Source organism: Flavobacterium sp. UBA7680 (assembly GCF_002482975.1).
GTDB lineage: Bacteria > Bacteroidota > Bacteroidia > Flavobacteriales > Flavobacteriaceae > Flavobacterium.
Genome location: NZ_DLHA01000041.1, coordinates 59,515 through 84,639 on the forward strand (window position 1 = coordinate 59,515; position 25,125 = coordinate 84,639).

Consider the following 25,125-nt stretch of genomic DNA (forward strand, 5'->3'; position numbering starts at 1 on the left):
ATAATTGCAATATTAGACTCAAAACTCAAAAATAATTACTTTTGCAGGGTGAATATACATGAGAAATATATTAAACGATGCATTGAACTTGCTAAAAATGGTTTTGGAACAACTTATCCAAATCCAATGGTAGGCAGTGTAATTGTTTATGAAGATAAAATTATTGGTGAAGGCTGGCACAAAAAAGCCGGCGAACCACACGCCGAAGTAAATGCGGTTCGATCTGTAAAAGATAAATCGTTATTAAAAAAAGCTACAATTTATGTTAGTTTAGAACCTTGTTCACATTTTGGAAAAACGCCGCCTTGCTGTGATTTAATTATTGCAAACGAGATTCCGAATGTGGTTATTGGAACGGTTGATCCTAACGAAAAAGTGGCCGGAAAAGGAATTAAAAAACTCGTTGAAGCTGGAGCAAATGTAACCGTAGGCATTTTAGAAGATGAATGCAACGAACTCAACAAACGCTTTTTTACTTTTCACCAAAAAAAGAGACCTTATATTATAGTAAAGTGGGCAGAAAGTCAGGACGGATTTTTAGCTCCCGAAAAAGAAGAAGATCAAGAACGTAAACCAGTTTGGATTACTAATCAATATTCCAGACAATTGGTTCATAAATGGCGAAGTGAAGAGCAGGCTATTTTAGCTGGCACGCAGACGGTTGTTGATGATAATCCGAAATTGAATGTTCGCGATTGGTCAGGAAATAATCCTGTTCGGGTGGTTTTAGATCAAAACAACCGAATTTCAAAAGATAGTTTTGTTTTTGATGACAGCGTAAAAACGATTGTATTTTCGAAATCTGAAAATAATGTTTCGACTGAAAACACGATTTTTGAAAAGATTGATTTTAATAAAAATCTGATTGAGAATATTTTATCTGTTTTATATCAGCATCAAATTCAATCTATAATTATTGAAGGCGGAAGGCAGACTTTGCAGTCTTTTATAGATCAAAATATTTGGGATGAAGCCAGAATTTTTGTTGGAAAAAATACTTTTGAAAAAGGAACAAAAGCACCAGAACTTCAAAAGAAAAATGCCATTAAAACTTATATTCAAAACGACGAATTAATATACGTAAGAAATAATGATTGATACGATAATTTTTGACTTTGGAGATATTTTTATCAATTTAGACAAACAAGGAACAATTTCTGGATTGCAAAATTTAGGTTTGACAGAATGGAACGCTGAACTTGACCGCTTGAATTTATTGTATGAAACCGGAGATGTTTCCTACGATGATTTTATAAGCGGATTTCAAAAACAGCTTCCGAATGCTTCAGTTGAAGAAATCCTAAAAGCCTGGAATGCGGTTTTAGCTGATTTCCCTTCTTATCGATTAGATTTCTTAAAAGAGCTTTCAAAAAAATATCGTTTGTTTTTATTAAGTAATACAGATGCTATTCATATTGGTACTTTTGAAAAAACGGTTGGGATTCCTTTTTATACTGATTTCTATAATTGTTTTGAGAAAGTTCATTTCTCTTTTGAAATCAGAAAACGAAAACCAAATGCGGAGTCCTTTCAACATTTAATTGATGAACATAATTTAATTGCGGAGCAAACGTTATTTGTTGATGATAAAAAAGAAAACACTGATGCCGCTGCAGCATTAGGTTTACAGGTTTGGAATTTACAAGTAGGCAAGGAAGATGTAGTTGATTTGTTTGACAAAGAATTATTATAAAAGATATTTGGTCACAGATTAAAAGGATTCACACAGATTATTTACATCAGTTAAAAAAATCCTTTTAATCCCTTTAATCTGTGGCTAAAAAAAATAATTTAGAATATTAGATTTGGAATATAACGATACGTATCAAACCATTGCCAGTGCATCTGAGGAAGTTCTTTTTAAAGAAAAAGGAAGCAAATTCTTTGGTTACGCATTTCCTATAGAAACTGACGATGAAGTAAAACCGATTATTGAGGATTTAAGAAAACTTCATCCGCATGCTGTACATTATTGTTATGCTTATCAATTGGGTACGGCTCCAAAAATTTCGTATCGTGCCAACGATGATGGAGAACCAAGTAATACTGCCGGCGCTCCTATATATGGACAAATACAATCTTTTGGAGTAACCAACATTCTTATAGTTGTGGTTCGTATTTTTGGCGGTACAAAATTAGGCGTTGGCGGTTTAATCGCGGCTTATCGAACAACGGCGCAAATGACATTAGAAGTTTGTGAAATTGTTGAAAAAACAATTGATGTTCAGTTTTTAATTTCTTTTGACTACAAAAACATGAACAAGGTGATGAGGGTTATAAAGGAAAAAAAACTGGACATAATTTCTCAGGAAATGGAAATGGATGAAGATTCCGGACTGCCAATTGGCAAGATAATAACCAAAACACGAAAAAAAAATGCCGAATCTATATTCGACATTTTTGATTTAATGTTTGAAATCGATATTAAAATTGTGTAATTTAGTATAAAAACATCTTTCGTTTTAACAATTACGTTAGCGTTTTAAACAATTCCAAAATATAATCTGGAGGAGCAGTTGGGCGACCCGTTTTTAACGAAATAAATACTAAAATAAACACTGCGGTTGTTAATAACTCATTTGCCTCATTATAGATTTCGCAGTCGAATTCGATCTTAACAGACGACTGACTTTTGAATGTCGTATGAATTGTTAAAAGCTCATCATAACGTGCTGATTTTTTATAGTTGATCTGCATCGAAACAATTGGAAGTCCAATTCCGCTTTCTTCCATACTTGCGTACGAAATCCCTTTATTTCTAAGCCATTCCACACGTCCAATTTCAAAATAAGGCACATAATTTCCGTGATAAACGACGCCCATTTGGTCAGTTTCGGAGTAACGAACACGCACTTGCGTTTGATGATTTTTCATTATTTATACATTAAAAAATTTAAAATTACTGAAGTTCTCTTACAACATTTTTTTATAAAATTAGATACCAAAATATTTTTTTTTACAGAAATTTGTTCACATATTTGTTATCCTGAAAAACGGAAAAATTTTGCTCCTATTTTATAGGAGAATCTTTATCAATAATAAAAAAATTTATTTGAATCTATGACTAAAACTGCTCAATCGGTATGGGAAAACTGTTTGTCTTTTATAAAGGACAATATTCAAGATCAAGCATACAAAACTTGGTTTGAACCAATCAAATCAGTTGAGCTAACCGACAACGCGTTATATATTCAAGTACCAAGTAAATTTTTCTACGAATGGCTCGAAGAGCATTACGTAAAATTATTGAAAGTTGCGCTTACCAAAGAACTGGGAAAAAACGCAAAGTTACTCTATAAAATTAAAATGGAGAACACTTATGGAAATAAACAGCCGTTTACCGAGCAGCTGCCAAGTTCTAACAGAGTTCCTATGAAACCGCAAGAAGTTGACGCTCCGTTTAAAAACTTAAATCCTGAACTTAAGAATCCGTTTGTAATTCCGGGTATCAGAAATTTAAAAATTGAATCTCAGTTAAATCCTAATTACAGCTTTGATAATTTCCTTGAAGGAGATTCAAACCGTTTAGCGCGTTCTGCGGGTATGGCTGTTGCCAATAAACCTGGAGGAACTTCATTTAATCCGTTATTGATTTTTGGAGGAGTTGGTTTAGGAAAAACACACTTAGCACACGCTATTGGTGTTGAAGTAAAAGATAAATATCCTGAAAAAACGGTTTTATATATTTCTGCCGAAATTTTCACACAACAATATATTGATTCGGTTAAAAAGAATAATCGTAACGATTTCATTCATTTTTACCAATTAATCGACGTTTTGATTATTGATGATGTTCAGTTTTTATCTGGAAAGTCAGGAACTCAGGACGTATTTTTCCACATTTTCAACTATTTACACCAAAACGGAAAACAGGTAATTTTAACTTCTGATAAAGCTCCTGTAGATATGCAGGATATTGAGCAGCGTTTGTTATCTCGTTTTAAATGGGGATTGTCTGCAGAATTGCACCAGCCTGATTACGAAACCCGTATCTCGATCTTAAAAAACATTTTATATCGTGATGGTGTTGATATGCCGGAAGATATTTTAGAATATGTTGCGCGGAATATTAAATCTAACGTAAGAGAACTTGAAGGTGCTATTATCTCGTTAATCGCTCAATCTTCTTTCAATAAAAAAGAAGTTACGCTTGAATTAGCAAAAAGTGTAGTTGAAAAATTTGTTAAAAACGTAAAGAGAGAAATCTCTATCGATTATATCCAAAAAATTGTGTCTGATTATTTTCAGCTGGACATTGAAACACTTCAATCTAAAACCAGAAAAAGACACGTTGTTCAGGCAAGACAATTGGCCATGTTTTTTGCAAAGAAATTTACAAAAGCTTCTTTGGCAAACATTGGTTCACAAATTGGAGACCGCGATCACGCTACCGTTTTACATGCTTGTAAAACCGTTGATAACTTAGTTTCTACAGACAAACAATTCAAAAAATTTGTCGAAGACATCAACAAAAAACTAACGCTATAAACGCGAATCATGCCAGTAAAAGTTTTAATGGTTTGTTTAGGAAATATCTGCAGATCTCCTTTAGCAGAAGGAATTTTAGCATCAAAATTACCTAAAGACAAATTTATTGTTGATTCTGCCGGAACAGGATCATGGCATATTGGTCACGCTCCAGACAAACGTTCGATTGCTGTTGCACAAAAAAACGGTCTATGTATTGACGGTCAAAAAGGAAGACAATTTAAAGTTTCTGATTTTGACGAATTCGATTATATCTACGTTATGGACAGTTCTAATTTGCGCGACTTACTTCATCTTGCCAAAACTCCTGAACATAAAAACAAAGTTCGTCTTATTCTAAACGAATTATTTCCAGACGAAAATGTAGATGTTCCAGATCCATATTACGGAGTCGCTAACGGATTTGATAATGTGTATCAAATGCTGGACGAAGTCTCTGAAATAATTGCCCAAAAACTTATCGAAAAACATTCATAATTAAATTTGTATTTCAATTATACCTTACTATATAATTGAAATACATTTTTTGTTTTAATTTATAAAATATCTCAAAATGAAACTTCTAGGAAAACTTTATCTAATTCCAACCACAATGGGCGAAAGCGATCCGATGGATGTTTTACCACAAACCGTAAGAAGAGCAATAGAACTTATTGACCATTATATTGTTGAAAATGATAAAACAGCAAGAAAATCTATAAAAGCAGTTTATCCAGAAAAAAAACAATCGGAATTGGTACTTTTTACCCTAAACAAAAGAACAGAACCAAGTGAACATTTAGATTTTATAAAACCTTTGTTAGAAGGAAAAAATATGGGACTAATGAGCGAAGCCGGATGTCCGGGCGTTGCTGATCCCGGCGCTGTAATTGTAAAACTGGCACACGAAAAAGGAATTCAGGTTGTACCTTTAGTTGGTCCTTCTTCTATCCTATTGGCTATGATGGCTTCTGGAATGAATGGGCAGAGTTTTACTTTCAACGGTTATTTACCTATTGATAAAGACGAGAAAAAATCGGCATTGAGGCATTTTGAGAAATTATCTCAGGATAAAAACCAATCACAAATTTTTATTGAAACGCCTTATAGAAACAATAAATTAGTTGAAGATATTTTGCAAATCGTAAATCCTTCAACACATTTATGTATTGCGACAGATATTACATTGCCAACAGAATTCATAAAAACAATGAAAATTTCGGATTGGAAAAAATTAAAAGTAGATTTACATAATCGACCGACGATTTTTATTATTCATAAAATGTAAACTAACTTTAAAACCATCATAATGAAAAAGTTTTTAATCCTGATTTTAATTTGCTTCGCACAAAATATTTTTTCCCAAGCAACTACAAAAGATTCTTCTGAAAAAACATCTCCTAAAAATACTGAGGATCTACCTTATATGCCAATCGGTGTAGTTGTAGAAGAAGACAATCCAGTTTATAATACCGCTGGTATAGAAGTAAAACCTGAATTTCCCGGAGGTCAAGAAGCTTTAAATAAATACTTAAAAGACAATTATAAAAATCCACAAAAGGATCTAAAAGGAAGGGTTTACGCCACTTTTATTATCGAAAAAGATGGGTCTTTAACTGATATAAAAATCTTAAGAGACCTTGGGTATGGAACGGGTGCAGAAGCTATTAGAGTGTTAAAAGAATCTCCAAAATGGACACCTGGAAAACAAAATGATAAGGTCGTTAGAGTTTTGTACTCTATGCCAATAGCTGTAAATTAATATTGTCTGCTTTCTCACACAAGTTTTCCCTTAATCAAACTTCAACATGAGTAAACTCCCAAACGTAACTACAAGCATTTTTACGGTAATGTCAAAAATGGCAGCTAACAATAGAATGCAAAAGTTTCTAATTCTGATTTTGATTTGTTTTGCTCAACATGGTTTTTCTCAAAACAATAGTGCTAAAACAAGTACAATTTATAATATTGACTCCGTAGATGTAAAACCAGATTTTGAAGGAGGAATCGTGAGATTTCAAAAATATATCAGAAATAATTTTTTTTATCCCGATGAAGAGGCTCATGTAAAAGGTATAGTCGAAGTAAATTTTGTAGTTGAAAAAGACGGAACTCTGAGTAACATAAAAGTTATTAAAGATGTGGGGCACGGCACAGGAAACGAAGCTATTCGTGTTTTAAAAAAAGCACCTAAATGGATTCCCGGAACCCATAATCACAGACTCATTAGAGTTCTTTACTATCTATCGATACCTGTAGATAATCATCAAGAGTAAGACTTCAATTTCTATTCAATCCGTAAGTTTCCTTAATCAAACTTTATCATGAGTAAACTCCCAAACGTAACTACAAGTATTTTTACGGTAATGTCAAAAATGGCAGCTGAATACAATGCAATAAATCTTTCTCAAGGATTTCCAAATTTCCCTGTTGATGAAAGATTGACGGATATTGTTGCCCGATTATCAAAGGAAAACGTCCATCAATATACACCAATGGCAGGTTATCCGCCATTGATGAATAAAATTGCAGTATTAACTCAGAGTTCTTATAACAGAACAATCAATCCAGATTTAGAACTTTTGGTTACGGCTGGTGCAACACAAGGAATTTTTACTTCAATTTTAGCTTTGGTAAAAGAAAATGATGAAGTAATTATTCTCGATCCAAGTTATGATTCGTACGAATCTCCGGTTTTACTTTGCAAAGCAAAACCAGTTCGTGTCGCGCTAAACGACGATTACACGCCAAATTGGGAAACAATCGAAAAAGCCTGTTCTGCAAAAAGCCGAATGATTATCATCAATAATCCGCATAATCCAACAGGAAAAATATTAAATGAGGCTGATTTTCTTCAGCTTGAAAAAATACTTTCAAAGCATCCTGATATCATTGTTTTATCTGATGAAGTTTATGAATACATTACTTTCGAAGAAAAACATATTTCGGCACATAACAAAAGCTTTCTTTTAGATCGCTGCATTATGGTTTCTTCTTTCGGGAAATCATTTCATATTACAGGCTGGAAAATTGGTTACACGATTGCTCCCGAATATTTAATGAAAGAAATCAAAAAAGTACATCAGTTTTTAGTTTTCAGCGTAAACAGCATTTCACAATTTGCGATCAGCGAATATTTAGATGTTGTTGATGTTAATTTACTTGGAAAATTCTATCAGGAAAAAAGAGATTATTTCCAGAAACTGCTTCAAAACAGTCGATTTGAGCTAAAACCATGCGAAGGAACTTATTTTCAGGTTGCTTCTTATGCTAATATTTCAGATGAAGATGATGTAACATTCTGCAAAAATCTAATCATCAATCACGGTGTTGCCGCGATTCCTATTTCAACTTTTTACTCCGATCATAAAGATCAAAAATTAATACGTTTTTGCTTTGCCAAAGACGATTTTACTTTAGAATCTGCCGCAAAAAAACTATGTGATATATAAAGTTTATCAAAATTTTATAACAATATTATGCGTGCATCCTATTTTTTTAATTAATATTGTAAAAAAAGAAAAGTATGAGCTATACAGATAAAATGTTACGTGACGACGCTTTAAAAGGAAAAGTCATTGTAGTTACAGGCGGCGGAAGCGGTTTAGGAAAAGCAATGACTAAATATTTTCTTGAATTAGGCGCACAAGTTGCGATAACTTCAAGAGATTTAGAAAAGCTGAAAACCACTGCAGCAGAGCTTGAAAGTGAAACTGGCGGAAAATGTTTACCGCTTCAATGTGACGTTCGTCATTATGAAGAAGTAGAAAATATGCTTCAGGAAACTTTAAAAGTTTTTGGAAAAGTGGACGTTCTTTTGAACAACGCAGCCGGAAATTTTATTTCTCCAACAGAACGTTTATCTGCAAATGCATTTGATACTGTTATAGATATCGTACTTAAAGGTTCTAAAAACTGTACGCTGGCCTTTGGAAAACACTGGATTGACACTAAACAAACATCGGCAACGATTTTAAATATTGTAACAACTTATGCCTGGACAGGGTCTGCTTATGTGGTGCCAAGTGCGACTGCAAAAGCAGGAGTTTTAGCCATGACAAGAAGTCTTGCTGTAGAATGGGCAAAATACGGAATTCGTTCTAACGCAATCGCTCCTGGACCATTCCCTACTAAAGGCGCATGGGACAGATTATTGCCGGGAGATCTTGCAGAAAAGTTCGATATGGCAAAAAAAGTACCATTGAAACGTGTGGGAGATCATCAGGAATTAGCCAATTTAGCAGCTTATTTAGTGTCTGATTTTTCAGCTTATGTAAATGGTGATGTAATTACAATTGACGGCGGCGAATGGTTAAAAGGTGCCGGACAATTCAATTTATTAGAAGCAATTCCCGAAGAACTTTGGGATCAGCTTGAAATGATGATTAAAGCAAAGAAGAACAAATAATTACAAGTGCTTACTAAATTCAGAATATTTTATTAAAACTATACTGATTGCACCAAATCCCGAAGGTTTACTTTCGGGATTTTTTATTTTTTCACCATATAAGTGATATAAGTTCAATTAAGCAGTCGTTTGTTTAAATATCTGCTAGCTTAAATTTACTTACATTACTTATATGGTTAAATTACATAATATGTTTAGCAATTCAGTTAAATTATTATTTTTGCCAAACAAATATCAAACAAAAATTTTATGCTCATTATTGGACTTGCAGGAGGAACAGGAAGTGGAAAAACAACGGTAGTACACCAAATCATGAACGAATTACCAGACACTGAAGTCGGCGTAATTTCTCAGGATTCGTACTATAAACAAACCGATAATTTATCATTTGACGAAAGAGCATTAATTAATTTTGATCACCCGCGTGCGATTGATTTTGAATTATTAGTAAAACACTTAAAAGCTTTAAAAGTGGGAGAAACAATAGATCAGCCGGTATATTCTTTTATTCAGCATAATAGAACTGACGATACGGTTTCAACACATCCAAGAAAAGTAATGATTGTTGAAGGTATTTTAATTTTAACAAATCCTGAGCTAAGAGAACTTTGCGACATCAAAGTATTCGTTCATGCCGATTCTGACGAAAGATTAATCCGTCGTTTAAAAAGAGATATTTCAGAACGCGGGCGCGATATTGACGAAGTTTTAACACGTTATCAAAACACGTTAAAACCTATGCATGAGCAATTTATCGAACCATCAAAAGCATTTGCAGATATTATTATCCCAAATGACAAATACAATACGGTAGCAATTGATGTAGTTCGCGCTGTAATTAATCAGAGAATTTCATAATTTTTATCGTAAATTTAAACCATAATAATTAGGAGCTAATCCCGCTATACGTTACAATCTTTTGTGCCGAACCCTGGCACAAAAGGATTTTCACTTCTATCGGGGCTAAAAAGACCAATTGAATTCAAAAGAAATAACAGGTTTATAAAAAATGAAAATAAAAAATCCATATAAAGACAAAAAATGGTTCCGATTTCTAGGCAATAAATACGTCTGGGTTTTGCTGTTTTTTGTAATCTGGATGTTATTTTTAGACAATTATTCCTATTTTGATCATCGCTTTTTAGACGGACAGATCAATGAATTACAAGACAATAAAAAATATTATCAGGAAGAAATAAAGAAAGATCAGGAACAGATCAAACAACTTAAAAATCCTGAACAAATAGAAAAATATGCTCGCGAAAAGTACTTTATGAAAAAAGACAGCGAAGATATTTACATCATCCAGTTTGAAGGAGATACCATTCAAGATAAAGAATAAACACAAAAAACACTAAATGGCCACTAACCTATTCGACGTTTTTAATCCGATTTCATCCAAACAATGGAAACAAAAAATTCAGTTTGAATTAGATGGAGCCGATTATAACCAAACCGTAATTTGGAATTCTCCAGAAGATATTCAGGTAAAACCTTTTTATCACAGCGACGAATTTACCAAAAGTGCTGCTGTTCAAACTCAGGCTTCAGAATTTAAAATCTGTCAAAACATATTTGTTCACGATGTAGAGAAATCTATCAGCAGAGCAATAAATACGATTGAAAGAGGTGCCGAAAGTTTACGTTTTACGATTCAAAACGAAAATACCGACATTCAAAAATTATTAGAAAATCTTCCTTTAGAAAATAAAACCATTTATTTTCATTTGAGTTTTCTCTCAATCGATTTCGTAAAAAAACTGGACGTTATTGCTACACAAAAAAACGCAACTTTTTATTGCAATCTTGATCCAATTGGACAATTAGCCCGCGACGGAAACTGGTTTACAACATCGGATAAAAATAATTTTGAAACACTTGAAAAAATTTCAAACCAAACTAATCTACCTTTTCTAAGTGTAGATTTAGGTTTGTATCAAAATTCAGGAGCCAATATCACACAGCAAATTGCCTACAGTTTAGCGCATGCTAATGAATATTTAAACCGTTTTTCAACTTCAGTAAAACCAATTGTTTTTGAAATAGCTGTTGGAACTAATTACTTTTTTGAAATTGCAAAACTTCGTGCTTTGCGAATGCTTTTTAAATTAATAGCTGCAGAATACAATTCTGATTTAGATTGTCATTTTTTAGTTACACCAACCAAACGAAATAAAACTATTTACGATTATAACGTCAATATGCTTCGTACTACAACCGAATGCATGTCGGCAATTTTAGGCGGAGCCGATGCTGTCGCTAATTTACCTTACGATGCTTTATATCACAAAGACAACGAATTTGGAGATAGAATTGCCCGAAATCAGCTTTTAGTTTTAAAACATGAAAGTTATTTTGACAAAGTCGATAATCCAGCCGATGGAAGTTATTATATTGAAAGTTTAACAATGCAATTAGCAGAAAAGAGTTTAAACTTATTTAAAGATATTGAAGCTGACGGAGGTTTCCTGAAACTTTTAAACGACGGAACGATCAAAAAGAAAATTCAGGAAAGTGCCGCTAAAGAACAGGAATTATTCGATTCTAAAAAAGAAGTTTTATTAGGAACCAATAAATATCCGAACAAAGAAGACAGAATGAAACACGATTTAGAATTGTTTCCTTTTGTAAAAATCAAACCTAGAAAAACGTTAATTACGCCCATTATAGAAAAAAGATTAGCTGAAAAACTGGAACAAGAACGTTTAGAATCTGAAGAAAAATAATTAAATACATAATGAAAACACTTAAAATTATTACAAGAATTATTTTGATGATTTTAATTTTATCATCTCTTTTTATGTGGATAATCATAGGTGCATCAAGTCATAATATAAAAACAGAAATGAGAGTTCTGCCATTAATTTTTGCTTTAGTATTTGCAATTTTTCTTTATTTAACTAAGTATTTAAAACGAAAAGAAAATTAAGACCATAAAAGAAATTGAAAGCGAATTGAACCTATTCTAAGAAATAATTTTAAAATTGAGAAAAGACCTTAAACATATAAAGTTAGAAGTTAAAAGTCATGAGTTAAATGAACAAACTCATAACTCAAAACCCATAACTCATAACTTCACCACAGCCGAAGGAATTGAACTTAAAAAAAGCTATTCTGAAAAAGATATAGAGGATTTAGAGTTTCTGGATTTCGGAGCTGGCTTTACGCCCAATTTACGCGGACCTTACGCTACAATGTACGTTCGTCGTCCGTGGACAATTCGTCAGTACGCCGGATTTTCGACTGCAGAAGAAAGTAATGCTTTTTACAGACGAAATCTTGCTGCAGGTCAAAAAGGACTTTCCATAGCTTTTGATTTACCAACGCATCGCGGTTACGATTCAGACCACGAAAGAGTTGTTGGAGATGTTGGGAAAGCCGGAGTTGCTATCGATTCTGTTGAAGATATGAAAGTATTATTCGATCAAATTCCGCTTGATGAAATGTCAGTTTCTATGACCATGAACGGTGCCGTTTTACCCATTATGGCATTTTATATTGTGGCAGCAGAAGAACAAGGTGTCGAATTGAACAAACTTTCGGGAACTATTCAAAATGATATTTTGAAGGAATTCATGGTCCGTAATACTTATATTTATCCTCCAACGCCTTCGATGAAAATTATTGCCGATATATTTGAATTTACTAGCAAAAAAATGCCGAAATTCAATTCTATCTCAATTTCAGGATATCATATGCAGGAAGCTGGAGCAACGGCAGATATTGAATTAGCTTATACTTTAGCAGATGGTTTAGAATATATTCGAACAGGTTTATCGACTGGAATGACGATTGATGAATTTGCTCCCCGTTTGTCTTTCTTTTGGGCAATTGGGATGAATCATTTTATGGAGATTGCAAAAATGAGAGCCGGCAGAATGATTTGGGCAAAACTATTACAGCAGTTTAACCCAAAAAGCGATAAATCATTGGCATTAAGAACACACTGCCAAACCAGTGGCTGGAGTTTAACAGAACAAGATCCGTTTAATAATGTAGCCAGAACTTGTATTGAAGCTACTGCAGCAGCTTTTGGTGGAACGCAGTCTTTGCACACCAACGCACTTGATGAAGCAATTGCTTTGCCAACTGACTTTTCGGCGAGAATTGCACGAAATACGCAGATTTATTTACAGGAAGAAACTAAAATCACTAAAACCGTTGACCCTTGGGGCGGAAGTTATTACGTGGAATCTTTGACGAATGAGATTTTAGAAAGTACTTGGAAATTAATTGAAGAAGTTGAAGAACTGGGCGGCATGACAAAAGCAATTGAAGCCGGAATTCCGAAACTTCGAATTGAAGAAGCGGCTGCAAGAAAGCAGGCCAGAATTGACAGCGGACAGGATATTATTGTTGGTGTCAATAAATTTAGGCTAGATAAAGAAGATCCGCTGCATATTTTAGATGTTGACAACCAAATGGTTCGTAAACAACAAATAGAGCAACTTGAAAATATTAAAGCAAAAAGAGATACTGAAAAAGTAAATCAATCACTTGAAAAATTAATTCATTGTGCTAAAACCGGAGAAGGAAACTTATTAGAAATCGCTGTTGAAGCTGCCAGAAACAGAGCTACATTAGGTGAAATAAGTGACGCCCTTGAAACTATTTTCGGAAGGTTTAAAGCGCAAATTAAATCATTTAGCGGTGTGTATAGTGCAGCAATAAAAAACGACGAGAATTTTGAAAAAGCAAAACAGTTAGCAGATGCTTTTGCAAAACAAGAAGGAAGACGCCCAAGGATTATGATTGCCAAAATGGGACAAGATGGTCATGATCGCGGTGCAAAAGTAGTGGCAACCGGTTATGCTGATGTAGGTTTTGATGTGGATATAGGCCCGTTATTTCAAACTCCAGCCGAAGCGGCGAAACAGGCTGTAGAAAATGATGTTCATATTTTAGGCGTTTCATCACTTGCTGCGGGGCATAAAACATTAGTTCCGCAGGTTATTGAAGAGCTTAAAAAACACGATCGCGAAGATATTATGGTAATTGTGGGTGGTGTAATTCCCGCGCAGGACTATCAATTTTTATTTGATGCAGGCGCAGCAGCTGTATTTGGGCCAGGAACAAAAATAAGTGAAGCGGCTATTAAAATTTTAGAAATCTTAATTGACTAAAATATTCAAAAAAAAATCCCGAATGATCATTCGGGATTTTTTTTGTTTTTTAATCGTTTATTGTCGCATTACTGTCTGCTTCAATAAAAGAAAGATCATAGCCGGCAAAATCTCGCATATAACTTTTTAAAGAAGTTCCGAAAGCATCTCTAAAATGCCTGTTTCCTCCATGTTTAAAAAAGTTTTTTACTGATCCTGCACCTCCTAGATGCGCAGCTGCTAAAATACCAGATTCTGTAATTTCGACACCATTAATAACTTTTCCTTCGTACTTTTCGATTTCATTACGTAAAATCCATTTGTTTTTGGATAATAACGCAACAAAAGCTTTTTCCTGTAATGCCGGATCTGTTAAGAAGTCTTTTTCATTTCTGACTCCAATGGCGCGTAATGCTTTTGAACCAAATTGATATTTTCCCATGTAACCCAGCGAATTTACCATTCGGTATTTTCCCTGTGATTCTTTGAAAGCTACTGCTTCTTTAAAACCGATAAGATGATTTCCAGTGTATGGGACGTTTAGATTTACTTTAGGATAATCATCCTTTTCTAAAGATGGAAAAATGTATTCTGATCCATCTGTTTTTTCTGTTAGAAACCACGGTTTGGTTTCGACACTAAAGGGTTTAAAACCCAAACTCAAAAATGTAATAATAACGATTAAACTCGCATAAAAATACCACTTCTTTATCATAAATTGTTTTTCTTCAAAACGCTGTCACCTTTTTGAAATTTCTACGGTGCAAAGGTAATGAAAAACAAAAAAATCTGATATTCAGTAGTTTAACTCAAATTAAAAATAGAGCGCATGTGCTTTGAAGCCTTTATTGGCGGAGTATTCGAGAGTTGGCGCCGGAATTTTTATCGTGTTAAAAACAGAAAAAATAGTTTTCAAAAAATGCGATTTTGTGTCAATTTTAGCTAAATTCACATCAAATGAAAGAAAAAACTGACGATATCTTTCTGGGTTTTCAACCGAAATTGGAATATCATCCTGAACATTTCCGGAAATCATTCCTTCGGCTCCATATCCAAAAGCAACATTCAGCCACTTCGGAATTTTGCTCTCTTTTGCAAAAGATTGAAGATTGACAGAAAGCCAATAAGTTTGTCCGTTATAATCTTTTAAAATCTGTTCATTTAATGATTTTCCTAAAAGATTCGGTCGCATACTCGCATATTGCGTTGTATGAAATGAAAATTTTGGAATGATACGCTGTTCTTTCCACAATAATTCCTGAGAAACGTACAATCCTGTTCCTGTAGCATTAGCAATAATATCACCCGGAGAAGCTCCCCATTGTGATGAATATCCATCTAAAACTTCAACCGCAGTTAAAAAGGCAAAGCCTAAACCTGCACCGTAAATTAATTGTTTTTTTTGATCAGCGCCGCTCCAGTTTAGCATTTCGGCACCAAATCTTCCTAAATGATAAGCAGAATACATATGTCCTACTTTATCCATTTGAAGCCATTCGTTGTTATCATTTATAAAATGAAACTTTGATCTTGGATAATCGGCATACCAAATTTGATTTAAACTCAGTAAAGTAGCCGAAGCCAAAGCGGTTTCGGTTACTATTACTGTGTTTTGTCTTTTTTTATTTAAGGTATCCGATGGAGTTAAAAAGCTTTCAATCTTACTTTGAGAAAAAGATTGAAAGCTTAATATAAATAAAACCGATAATAAAAGGTATTCTTTTAAATTCAAAACTATCTTGTTACGCCTTGACTAGCAATCCAGTCTGAATATTTTTTTGCATTTTTTGTGTGCTCTGCATAATTTGAAGCAAATTCATGGTAACCAAAACGATCAACGCTTGCACAAAAATAGATGTAATCGTTTTTCTCTGGGTTTAAAACTGCTTCAAGCGCCGTAATATCTGCCATAGCAATTGGTCCCGGAGGAAGGCCGATATTAACGTAAGTATTGTATGGAGACTTCATAACCAAATCATTATAAAAAACTCGTTTTATAACCTGATCAAAATTATTGTCTCTTAATTTTAAAGCATAAATTACAGTTGGATCTGCCTGTAATGGCATTTCTAAACGTAAACGGTTTAAGTAAACGCCTGCAATACGAGGTCTTTCGTCTTTTTTAACTGATTCTTTGTGAACAATAGAAGCCAAAATAGAAACCTGAACCGGAGTTAAACCTTGTTTTTTTGCTTCTTCAATTCTTTTATCTGTCCAAAAATTGTGATATTCCTTGATCATTTTATCACGGAATTTTTCTGCAGATGTGTTCCAATATACTTCGTATGTATTTGGAATAAACATAGCGAAAACATTTTCTTCATTAAATCCGTTTGCAGCTAAAAATTCAGGATCTTTAAAAGCTTTCATTAAAGATAAACTGTCTGCTTCGATTTCAGAACCAACTCTTCCTGCAAAGTTTTCCAGACGTTCCTGATTGTTAAAAGCTAATTTAACGGGAACATTTGAACGCATTGCACGAACTAAGTCAATGTTATTCATGTCTTTTTTCAAAAGAAAACGTCCTGATTTTACATTTTCAGGATAACTTCTTTTGCTGGCAACCAGTTCAAAATTGTCAAAGTTTTTGATATATGGTTCTAATATTTTTTTTACATCAGTATAATTTGCCCCAGTTGGAACATAAACGTAAACTTCTTTTTCTTCAAATTTTGTATTGGCACTAAAAATTTGGCTGATTAAAATAAAACCGTAAATCAGTAAAACAGAAATTACAGCTACAGCAGCTAGTGTGATTATTTTTTTTAATTTCAAAGCTATTAGTTTAAATGTTTTTATTGATTAACTGAAAAATTGCTTCATCTTGATAGTGGTTATTTAGCAAAATCCAGTCTTTTTTAATTCCTATTTTCTCAAAACCAAATTTAGTAAAAAGTGCTATACTTGCTTCATTATTTGTACTAATATTTGCATAAAGCTGATGCAGATTTAAATTAAAAAAAGAATATTTAATAAGAAGTTCTAATGCCTCAGAACCAATATTTTGTCTTCTGTTTTTATTTTTTTGAATGACAATACCAACTCCCGCCCTGTTATTTCTTGGATCAAATTCAAATAAATCTATCAATCCAATCGCCGGAAAATCTTCGTCCTGACAAATTGCCAAGCGTAATTGTTTGGCTTCATAAATATCCTGTTGTGCATTTTCAAGATATTGACGAATCAAAAACCGACTATAAGGTGTATTGGTATTGCTGACTTCCCAAATGCTTTGGTCATTTTCCATCGAATGCACAAACCCTAAATCTTCAGGTTCAAGTGCACGCAGATAAATGGTTTCGCCTTTGAGTGTGATCATTTTGTGATTTTAGATTTTAGATTGTTGATTTTAGATTGCTGATTTTGGAATTTGTCTTCGCTCAGACTGACATCGTTGATTATATTTCAATTGTACCTTTGAAAACAAATTTTGCTGGTCCGGTTAGAAAAACATTGGTAAAATGATCTCCTAATTTATCAAAAGAAACGACAAGTTTTCCTCCTTCAACATTTAAGTTAATTGAGGTTTTGTCAGTTTGTCCAATTGCATTCATAGCTATTGCTACGGCTGTTGCTCCGGTTCCGCAGGCTAAAGTTTCGTCTTCAACTCCTCTTTCGTAAGTACGAAGAGAGAAAGTATCATCATCTACTTTTTTTACAAAATTAACGTTGCTTCCTTTTTCTCCGTATAAATCTCCGTAACGAATAGCCGCTCCGTTTTCTTTTACATTATAATGTTCTAAATCGTCAACAATCTGCACGTGATGTGGAGATCCGGTATCTAAAAAAGTATAAGAGTCGTTTTTTTGCACTTTATCAACATCAATCATTTGAAGCGAAACAATTGCATCATTTCCTACTGAAGCATGGTGTAAACCATCTGTAGCAATAAAAGTAGTTTTATCGTCGATAACTCCTAACTGATTTGCAAAAGCTACCAGACAGCGTCCGCCATTTCCACACATTGAACTTTGGTTTCCATCTGAATTATAGTAAACCATTCTAAAGTCAGTTTCAGAATCATTTTCTAACAAAATTAGGCCGTCAGCTCCAATTCCGAAACGTCTGTCGCACAAGCGTTCAATCAACTTCACATCTTCTTTTGGGAAGAAATTAGATCTGTTGTCGATCATTACAAAATCGTTGCCTGTACCTTGATATTTATAAAATTCTACTTGCATTTTTTATTCATTAAGAAATACAAAAGTACGAAGAAACTCCGAAGATTAATTAATGAAATGTTAATCAATGTTAAAGAGAGTTAAACCGTTTTCTCAAATAATTTTTTGGTATAATTTTACGTTATAAATGTTAAAAACAAATCCCTAAATAACTCAAAAACATAAATGTAATATGAAAAGATTTTCAACCTTATTTCTAGTTTCACTACTAAGCGGTGCTACTACGCTTGGTGCTTACAAGTTATTATTTGACGGCAGTGATTCTTTTTTTGGAAAAGGAAACTCTGTTGTTACTCTGGCTCCTAATTCATACGGAAGAACCGTTGGATTACCCGGAGAAGCAGTTGATTTTACCGAAGCTGCAGATAAAACGATTCACACGGTTGTTCACGTAAAAAATGTTTCGAGAAGAACGGTTAGCAATCCTATGATGGAATTTTTCTACGGTTATGGCGGGCAGCAGCAGCAAGAACAAGTAGGAACCGGATCTGGTGTTATTATTTCTGAAGATGGATATATCGTGACCAACAATCACGTTATTAAAGATGCATCTGAAATTGAAATTACCCTGAACAATAAAAAATCGTACAAAGCTAAATTAGTTGGTACAGATTCTAAAATGGACATCGCATTATTAAAAATTAGTGCCGATGAAAAATTACCTTATACTGCTTTTGCAAATTCTGATTCTGTAAAAATTGGAGAATGGGTTTTAGCAGTTGGTAATCCATATAATTTAACTTCAACTGTAACTGCGGGAATTGTTTCGGCGAAAGCCAGAAATTTAGACCAGAGCGGTATCCAGTCTTTTATTCAAACTGATGCGGCTGTAAATCCAGGGAATTCTGGTGGTGCATTAGTAAATACAAGAGGTGAATTAATTGGAATTAATACAATGATTTCGTCTATGACAGGATCGTATGTAGGATATTCTTTTGCAGTTCCGTCAAATATCGCTCGAAAAATTATTGAGGATATTATGGAATATGGAAATGTTCAAAGAGGAATTCTGGGTGTTGAAGGCGGTGAATTAAATAGTACAGCTTCAAAAGAATTAGGAATTACTGAAACGCAAGGTTTCTACATTAATAAAGTATCTAAAAATTCTGGTGCAGAAAAAGCCGGACTTGCAAAAGGTGATATTATTGTAAAACTGGACGAGCAAAATATTTCGACTTTTGCTGATCTTTCAGGTTACATCAACACAAAACGCCCGAATGACGTTGTAAAAGTAACTTATATTAAAGACGGGAAAACGAAGACTGTTCCGGTTACTTTAAGCAAAAATGAGTTTTTCAGCACTGAATTTAAAGGAATTGAATTAGAAAATATTGATGCTGCTGATAAAAAGAAATTCAAAATTGATTATGGTGTAAAAATTAAAAACATCACAAATGAGAATTTAATGCAGTACCAAAATGAATTGCAGGGAAATATTATTTTGAGCATCGATAACGTAAAAGTAACAAATGTTGAAACTGTTTCTAAACTTTTAAACAAAAAAGACGAAGGACAAAGTGTCCGTATCGAAATGATCAATAAAAACGGAGAGATATTTAGAATTATTATTTAGTCTCAATTTTGCAGTCACAGTATTCAGTTCTTTAAAACTGTAAACTGAGACTGCGACTGAAAACTTTAAAAAAAAAGCCATCTTAAGAAATTAAGGTGGCTTTTTTATTTTGAAAAATAAATCCTAAAATAGTTTACGAAATCGATTGAAATGGATACTTTTGCGCCAAATTATAAAATAAGTGAGTGTTTTATTATTTCAATTTAATCAATTATGAGCAAAAATTCTTTGTACCAAAAAGAGGTATCATTACAAGTCGACCGAAGAAGAGCTGGCGTCGAATTAATTAAAGTGATAAGTGATTTATGGTATGACAAATCCATCGAAATGGTTTTATTTAAAAATCAATTATTGGATAAAAATGTCAGCGATATTATCAATCTTCATCAATATGCGGGCGAATTTGTGGGCAAACCTATCACTATTTTCGATTCTGTCGAAATCGCAAAAGTTGTTTTGTCTTTAGATCTTCCGCCTGCGAAAATAGATCTTGGAAAATTAACTTACGAGTATCATTTAGAAGATGAGAAATATCCGGACGCAAGGTATTTTGTGATCGAAAAATTGAAAAAATCAAAATCTTCGCAAGAAATTCAGCCTAAAGATGTTGTTCTTTATGGTTTTGGAAGAATCGGACGTTTATTAGCCAGAGAATTAATGTCTAAAACCGGAAAAGGAAATCAATTGCGTTTAAGAGCGATTGTGACCCGAGATAAAAATGACGCTGTAACTTTAGAAAAACGTGCTTCTTTATTACGTTATGATTCTATTCACGGAGACTTTCAAGGTTCTGTAATTGCTGATGCTAAAAACAATGCGCTAATAATTAATGGAACTACAGTTCATATTATTTCTGCAAATTCTCCAGAAGAAATTGATTATACGGAATATGAAATTAATGATGCTTTAGTAATTGATAATACAGGAGCATTTACAACTGAAGAAGCTTTAAAAAGACATTTAACGTCAAATGGGGTTAATAAAGTTTTATTGACTGCTCCGGGAAAAGGTGTTCCAAATATTGTGCACGGAGTTAACCATAATGACTATAATCCAGATGAAAATAATATTTTCTCTGCGGCATCCTGCACAACAAATGCCATTACGCCGGTTTTAAAAGTTATTGAAGATACTCTGGGTGTTGTAAAAGGACATTTAGAAACTATTCATTCTTATACCAACGATCAGAATTTGGTTGATAATATGCATAGAAAATACCGTCGCGGGAGAGCTGCTGCTTTAAACATGGTTATTACTGAAACTGGCGCCGGAAATGCTGTTTCAAAAGCTTTACCATCTTTAGAAGGAAAATTAACTTCAAATGCTATTCGGGTTCCTGTTCCTAATGGATCTTTGGTAGTATTAAATTTAGAAGTTAAAAAAGCAACGTCGATTACAGCAATCAATAAAATCATGAAAAAATATGCTCTTGAAGGAGAACTGGTAGAGCAAATTAAATATTCACTGAATAATGAATTGGTTTCATCTGATATTGTGGGAACTTCTGCTCCTTCAATTTATGACAGTAATGCCACTATTGTTTCAAAGGATGGAAAAAACATTGTACTTTATATTTGGTACGATAATGAATACGGTTATAGTCATCAAGTTATTCGTCTTGCAAAATATATTGCCAAAGTAAGACGTTATACTTATTATTAATTCAATCTAACTACTTACTTAAACCATCAAGTTTACTTGGTGGTTTTTGTTTTTTATTAAATAGGTAAAACCGTTGTACTCTTTACTTCTGATATTACAAATACGGTATTTATAAGTGAAACTTCAGGTAAAACAGATAATTTTTTTTGATGAAAGTGATGATAGCTTTCCATATCTGGAATGATTATTTTAAGCATATAATCAAAGTTTCCAGAAACGTAATTACACTCCACAACCTCAGGTAAATTTAAAATGGACTGATTAAATCCTTCTGAGGTATCATAAGTCTGTTTGGTAAGCGTAACCTGGCAGTAAACCGTTAAATTATTTCCGAGTTTTTTCTTGTCTAAAATCGTAACGTATTTTTCTATAATCCCATCTTTTTCAAGACGTTTCACCCGATCGTGAACCGGAGTTAAAGACAAATTTATTTTGTTTGCGATGTCTTTTAATGTGTAGTGTGCATCTTCTTGTAAAAGACGTAAGATTTTTTTGTCAATTTCATCTAAAGCCATAACGAAAACGTTTTATTAGAGTAGTATTTTTTAGTTTTTTTTTCTTTTTGAAGAATAAATTATAGGTCAAAACAGAATAATTTTCTGTAAAAGTAAAAAATAAAATAATATTTTCTTATTTATTAATCAGTAAACCATAATTTATTCTCTCTCTGTAGCTTTGTAAAACAAATTCAATAAAAAACAAAAAAATATATCAAATGATAATAGGTGTTCCAAAAGAAATAAAAAACAACGAGAACAGAGTTGCTTTAACTCCTGCTGGTGTTTCTGAAATGAAAAAACATGGACATACAGTTTATGTACAAGCTACTGCTGGTTTAGGTAGTGGTTTTGCTGATGAAGAATATGCGCAAGCTGGTGCTGTAGTTTTACCAACTATTGAGGAAGTTTATGCAATTGCAGAAATGATCATTAAAGTAAAAGAACCAATTGCATCTGAATATGAATTAATCAAAAAAGATCAATTATTATTTACCTATTTCCACTTTGCTTCATCTGAGCCATTAACTCATGCAATGCTTGAAAAAGGTGCCGTTTGTTTAGCTTATGAAACTGTTGAAAAAACAGACCGCAGTTTACCATTATTAGTTCCAATGTCTGAAGTTGCTGGTCGTATGGCTATTCAGCAAGGAGCAAAATATCTTGAAAAACCATTAAAAGGAAGAGGAATTCTTTTAGGTGGTGTTCCGGGTGTTCCGCCAGCAAAAGTATTAGTTTTAGGTGGAGGAATTGTTGGAACTCAAGCAGCAAAAATGGCTGCTGGTTTAGGAGCTCAGGTTACTATTATGGATTTAAGTTTGCCTCGTTTACGTCAATTAGATGACATCATGCCAGCAAACGTAAATACAGAAATGTCTAATCACTATAACATTACGAGAGCAATTAAAGATGCTGACTTAATTGTTGGAGCAGTTTTAATTCCAGGAGCAAAAGCACCTCACTTAATTACACGTGATATGCTTAAATTAATGCGTCCGGGAACTGTTGTTGTTGACGTTGCTGTTGACCAAGGAGGATGTATTGAAACTTGTACTCCTACAACTCACGAAAATCCAACTTTTATTATTGACGATATCGTACACTATTGTGTAGCAAATATGCCAGGAGCTGTTCCTTATACATCAACTTTAGCTTTGACTAATGCTACTTTGCCTTACGCAGTACAATTAGCAAACAAAGGATGGGAAAAAGCTTGTGCAGAAAACGAAGAATTGAAAAAAGGTTTAAATATTGCTAACGGAAAAATCCTTTACAAAGGAGTTGCTGAAGCATGGAACCTTCCTTTTAATGAAGAATTAGTATTGGCAAACGCATAGTGCCAGTATTAAATAAGTGCTTACTAAGCAATAAAGTAAAAGGCTTTTCGTAATGAAAAGCCTTTTTTATGCCATAAAAAAACTGTCTTTTCAGACAGGTTTTCATTCTTTTATATTTTATTTCTTTTCATCTAAAACTTCCTGCAATACTTTTGCTTCAGTTCCATTAGGGAAAGTAACTTTTATTTTTTGTGCGATAGTTGGTGCGATTTCAGTAATTACCTTTTTATCGTAAGATTCTCCTTTTTTAATATGCCATCCGTAAAAAATCGCAGGAACATGAGTATCATAACTATATATTGTACCGTGTGAAGTTCCTGTAGTAGCATATTCGATATCTCCTGGTTTGTCAACAATAACAAGATCTCCATTTTGAGTTACATCATAACCTTTAGCTACAAAATTTAAAGAATAATCGTTTCCGGCATTGGCTAAAATTTCTTCTTCTGTATACACTTTTTTAACTTGTGGCTGAGAAATTAAGAACTCTTTAAAAGCTTGTTTAACTTTTGTTAATTCTAAACCTTTCTCTTTTATAATTTGTTTATTGAAGAAAACATTGAAATTTGAATAGTTTAAAATTAAATCAACTCCGAAAGTTTGTGTTGAGAAATCCTGCATACTTTTCTTTACATCTTTTGAAGGATAATTGTCTACATTATACTTTCGATCTTTTAAATAAATTACATTCTCCGCTCCTGCGTGATCTGCAGTTAAGAAAAGTAAATAGTTCCCTTTTCCAACTGTTTTATCTAAGTATGCTAAAAAATCTGCAATGGTTTGATCTAATCTTAAATAAGTATCCTGAAGTTCCATAGATCTTGGCCCAAGTAAATGACCAACATAATCTGTAGAAGAAAAACTAACCGTTAAAAAATCCGTAGTATTATTTTTTCCAAGATTTTCTTTTTCGATAGCTCTTTTAGCGAAATCAGCAAGTAAATCGTTTCCATAAGGAGTTGCACGAATTACTCCAGCATCATTTTTCTCATACATTGATTTTAGGTCATATGGAAAAACTGGTGCTGCGCTTCCGTATAATTTACCTTCATAAGGATTATTATCAGGAAGACTTTCATTGTATACAGAAGCTGGTTTGTACAAATCCCAGCCTTTATTAATATATTTTAGGTAGTTTTTTTCGTTATTGAATTCTGATACCCATTCCGGTAATTTTTCTCCGTAAAAAGTACTAGAAATAAACGATCCGGTTTTACTATACCAAAAGGCCCAATTTGCAAAATGTCCAGCTGGTAAAATTGCACCTCGGTCTTTAAGACTCATTCCGATAACTTTTCCATTAAAATTGGTAGCCATACGAACTTCGTCTGTAATTGTAGTAGCTTGAAGATTTTTAGGAGACATTGCGCCTTCTTCTACAGTTCCGTCACCAACTGTTTTCACTCCAGCATCGTCTGTACAGTACATATCTTTACCTAGAGTTCTGCTAAACCATTCGTTACCAACAATTCCGTGTGTAGCAGGGGTTGTGCCAGTATATATAGAAGCGTGTCCTGGCGCAGTGTAAGTTGGCATATAATTATAATGCATATTCTGGAAAACAAATCCATCATTCATTAATCTTTTAAAACCATTTGGGGAAAAATCATCTGAAAATCGATATAAATATTCCATTTTCATTTGATCAACTACTATACCTACGACTAATTTGGGACGTTGTTGCGCACTTAAATTTGTAATAACAAAAAGTGTCAACAGTAAAATACTTTTCTTCATGTTTAATAAATAATTTAAACACAAAAATACTCAATCCTATTTAAAACTTCTAAAGTATGAATGATGAAGAACAAACAATTGACTATAATTTAACAGTTTAATCTTTTAATCTAAGTTTGCTTTTAGGAAATCAATACAAAACAAAAAACCCTATCCGATTT

26 protein-coding genes are annotated in these 25,125 nt (G+C 33.3%); 18 read left to right on the forward strand and 8 right to left on the reverse strand.

What is annotated here, in order from left to right; translation table 11 throughout:
• Positions 1–48 precede the first annotated feature (48 nt).
• The 3 genes from ribD to B3C18_RS18275 all read left to right on the forward strand — a co-directional run bounded on the left by ribD (position 49) and on the right by B3C18_RS18275 (position 2,438).
• On the forward strand, positions 49–1,098 hold the full coding sequence (ribD, locus tag B3C18_RS18265; protein WP_291149861.1) for a bifunctional diaminohydroxyphosphoribosylaminopyrimidine deaminase/5-amino-6-(5-phosphoribosylamino)uracil reductase RibD: 1,050 nt from the start codon (positions 49–51) through the stop codon (positions 1,096–1,098).
• The gene (locus tag B3C18_RS18270; protein ID WP_291149865.1) at positions 1,091–1,693 is read left to right on the forward strand and encodes an HAD-IA family hydrolase; all 603 of its coding nucleotides are present in this window, start codon (positions 1,091–1,093) and stop codon (positions 1,691–1,693) included. The genes ribD and B3C18_RS18270 overlap by 8 nt, the downstream gene beginning before the upstream one ends.
• Positions 1,694–1,805: 112 nt before the next feature.
• Positions 1,806–2,438 carry an IMPACT family protein gene (locus tag B3C18_RS18275; protein WP_291149869.1) on the forward strand — a complete coding sequence of 211 codons (633 nt, stop codon included), beginning with the start codon at positions 1,806–1,808 and terminating at the stop codon, positions 2,436–2,438.
• A 31-nt stretch (positions 2,439–2,469) separates the two neighbouring features.
• On the opposite strand, the gene B3C18_RS18280 is transcribed toward B3C18_RS18275, so the two are convergent.
• Positions 2,470–2,874, reverse strand: a complete 405-nt coding sequence (locus B3C18_RS18280) for an acyl-CoA thioesterase (protein WP_053474055.1) — start codon at positions 2,872–2,874, stop codon at positions 2,470–2,472.
• 186 nt (positions 2,875–3,060) lie between these two features.
• On the opposite strand from B3C18_RS18280, the gene dnaA reads away from it, so the two are divergent.
• From dnaA to scpA, 12 genes are all read left to right on the forward strand, one after another.
• On the forward strand, positions 3,061–4,488 hold the full coding sequence (dnaA, locus tag B3C18_RS18285; RefSeq protein ID WP_056201610.1) for a chromosomal replication initiator protein DnaA: 1,428 nt from the start codon (positions 3,061–3,063) through the stop codon (positions 4,486–4,488).
• A gap of 9 nt (positions 4,489–4,497) precedes the next feature.
• A complete protein-coding gene (locus B3C18_RS18290) occupies positions 4,498–4,965 on the forward strand; it encodes a low molecular weight protein-tyrosine-phosphatase (RefSeq protein WP_291149876.1) in 468 nt (155 codons plus the stop codon).
• 76 nt (positions 4,966–5,041) lie between these two features.
• Positions 5,042–5,755, forward strand: a complete 714-nt coding sequence (locus tag B3C18_RS18295; protein ID WP_073484276.1) for an SAM-dependent methyltransferase — start codon at positions 5,042–5,044, stop codon at positions 5,753–5,755.
• A gap of 21 nt (positions 5,756–5,776) precedes the next feature.
• Entirely contained in the window at positions 5,777–6,229 is a 453-nt protein-coding gene (locus tag B3C18_RS18300) for an energy transducer TonB (RefSeq protein ID WP_349680589.1), read from the forward strand.
• Between the two features lie 46 nt (positions 6,230–6,275).
• A complete protein-coding gene (locus B3C18_RS18305; RefSeq protein ID WP_291149880.1) occupies positions 6,276–6,743 on the forward strand; it encodes an energy transducer TonB in 468 nt (155 codons plus the stop codon).
• A gap of 48 nt (positions 6,744–6,791) precedes the next feature.
• A complete protein-coding gene (locus B3C18_RS18310; protein WP_291149884.1) occupies positions 6,792–7,919 on the forward strand; it encodes a methionine aminotransferase in 1,128 nt (375 codons plus the stop codon).
• Positions 7,920–7,993: 74 nt separating this feature from the next.
• Positions 7,994–8,875, forward strand: coding sequence for an SDR family oxidoreductase (locus B3C18_RS18315; RefSeq protein WP_165768099.1), 882 nt, complete (start codon positions 7,994–7,996; stop codon positions 8,873–8,875).
• A 249-nt stretch (positions 8,876–9,124) separates the two neighbouring features.
• Positions 9,125–9,733, forward strand: coding sequence for a uridine kinase (udk, locus tag B3C18_RS18320; RefSeq protein ID WP_291149889.1), 609 nt, complete (start codon positions 9,125–9,127; stop codon positions 9,731–9,733).
• A gap of 151 nt (positions 9,734–9,884) precedes the next feature.
• Entirely contained in the window at positions 9,885–10,217 is a 333-nt protein-coding gene (locus B3C18_RS18325) for an FtsB family cell division protein (RefSeq protein ID WP_056201594.1), read from the forward strand.
• Positions 10,218–10,233: 16 nt separating this feature from the next.
• Entirely contained in the window at positions 10,234–11,601 is a 1,368-nt protein-coding gene (locus tag B3C18_RS18330) for a methylmalonyl-CoA mutase subunit beta (RefSeq protein WP_291149893.1), read from the forward strand.
• Between the two features lie 11 nt (positions 11,602–11,612).
• Positions 11,613–11,804 carry a hypothetical protein gene (locus tag B3C18_RS18335; RefSeq protein ID WP_291149895.1) on the forward strand — a complete coding sequence of 64 codons (192 nt, stop codon included), beginning with the start codon at positions 11,613–11,615 and terminating at the stop codon, positions 11,802–11,804.
• Between the two features lie 55 nt (positions 11,805–11,859).
• A complete protein-coding gene (scpA, locus tag B3C18_RS18340) occupies positions 11,860–13,998 on the forward strand; it encodes a methylmalonyl-CoA mutase (protein WP_291149898.1) in 2,139 nt (712 codons plus the stop codon).
• A 49-nt stretch (positions 13,999–14,047) separates the two neighbouring features.
• Here scpA and B3C18_RS18345 read toward each other — a convergent pair whose 3' ends face one another.
• The 5 genes from B3C18_RS18345 to dapF all read right to left on the reverse strand — a co-directional run bounded on the left by B3C18_RS18345 (position 14,048) and on the right by dapF (position 18,158).
• Entirely contained in the window at positions 14,048–14,692 is a 645-nt protein-coding gene (locus B3C18_RS18345) for a hypothetical protein (RefSeq protein WP_053474066.1), read from the reverse strand.
• A gap of 99 nt (positions 14,693–14,791) precedes the next feature.
• On the reverse strand, positions 14,792–15,709 hold the full coding sequence (locus B3C18_RS18350; RefSeq protein ID WP_291149903.1) for a DUF2279 domain-containing protein: 918 nt from the start codon (positions 15,707–15,709) through the stop codon (positions 14,792–14,794).
• Between the two features lie 2 nt (positions 15,710–15,711).
• The gene (mltG, locus tag B3C18_RS18355) at positions 15,712–16,752 is read right to left on the reverse strand and encodes an endolytic transglycosylase MltG (protein WP_291149905.1); all 1,041 of its coding nucleotides are present in this window, start codon (positions 16,750–16,752) and stop codon (positions 15,712–15,714) included.
• A gap of 10 nt (positions 16,753–16,762) precedes the next feature.
• Entirely contained in the window at positions 16,763–17,296 is a 534-nt protein-coding gene (locus B3C18_RS18360) for a GNAT family N-acetyltransferase (RefSeq protein WP_073484255.1), read from the reverse strand.
• A 79-nt stretch (positions 17,297–17,375) separates the two neighbouring features.
• Positions 17,376–18,158, reverse strand: coding sequence for a diaminopimelate epimerase (dapF, locus tag B3C18_RS18365; protein ID WP_053474070.1), 783 nt, complete (start codon positions 18,156–18,158; stop codon positions 17,376–17,378).
• 172 nt (positions 18,159–18,330) lie between these two features.
• On the opposite strand from dapF, the gene B3C18_RS18370 reads away from it, so the two are divergent.
• Together B3C18_RS18370 and B3C18_RS18375 are read left to right on the forward strand one after the other, a co-directional pair.
• The gene (locus B3C18_RS18370) at positions 18,331–19,731 is read left to right on the forward strand and encodes a Do family serine endopeptidase (protein WP_291149908.1); all 1,401 of its coding nucleotides are present in this window, start codon (positions 18,331–18,333) and stop codon (positions 19,729–19,731) included.
• Between the two features lie 213 nt (positions 19,732–19,944).
• Complete coding sequence (locus B3C18_RS18375) at positions 19,945–21,393, forward strand: glyceraldehyde-3-phosphate dehydrogenase (RefSeq protein WP_291149911.1); 1,449 nt, start codon at positions 19,945–19,947, stop codon at positions 21,391–21,393.
• 56 nt (positions 21,394–21,449) lie between these two features.
• Here the strand turns inward: B3C18_RS18375 and B3C18_RS18380 are convergent, their stop codons facing one another.
• Positions 21,450–21,908 (reverse strand): Lrp/AsnC family transcriptional regulator, encoded by a 459-nt coding sequence (locus B3C18_RS18380; protein ID WP_053474073.1) that lies wholly within the window; start codon positions 21,906–21,908, stop codon positions 21,450–21,452.
• 200 nt (positions 21,909–22,108) lie between these two features.
• On the opposite strand from B3C18_RS18380, the gene ald reads away from it, so the two are divergent.
• Positions 22,109–23,227, forward strand: coding sequence for an alanine dehydrogenase (gene ald, locus B3C18_RS18385; protein WP_256635846.1), 1,119 nt, complete (start codon positions 22,109–22,111; stop codon positions 23,225–23,227).
• A gap of 117 nt (positions 23,228–23,344) precedes the next feature.
• Here the strand turns inward: ald and pafA are convergent, their stop codons facing one another.
• Positions 23,345–24,964, reverse strand: coding sequence for an alkaline phosphatase PafA (pafA, locus tag B3C18_RS18390; RefSeq protein WP_291149915.1), 1,620 nt, complete (start codon positions 24,962–24,964; stop codon positions 23,345–23,347).
• Positions 24,965–25,125: the final 161 nt, after the last annotated feature.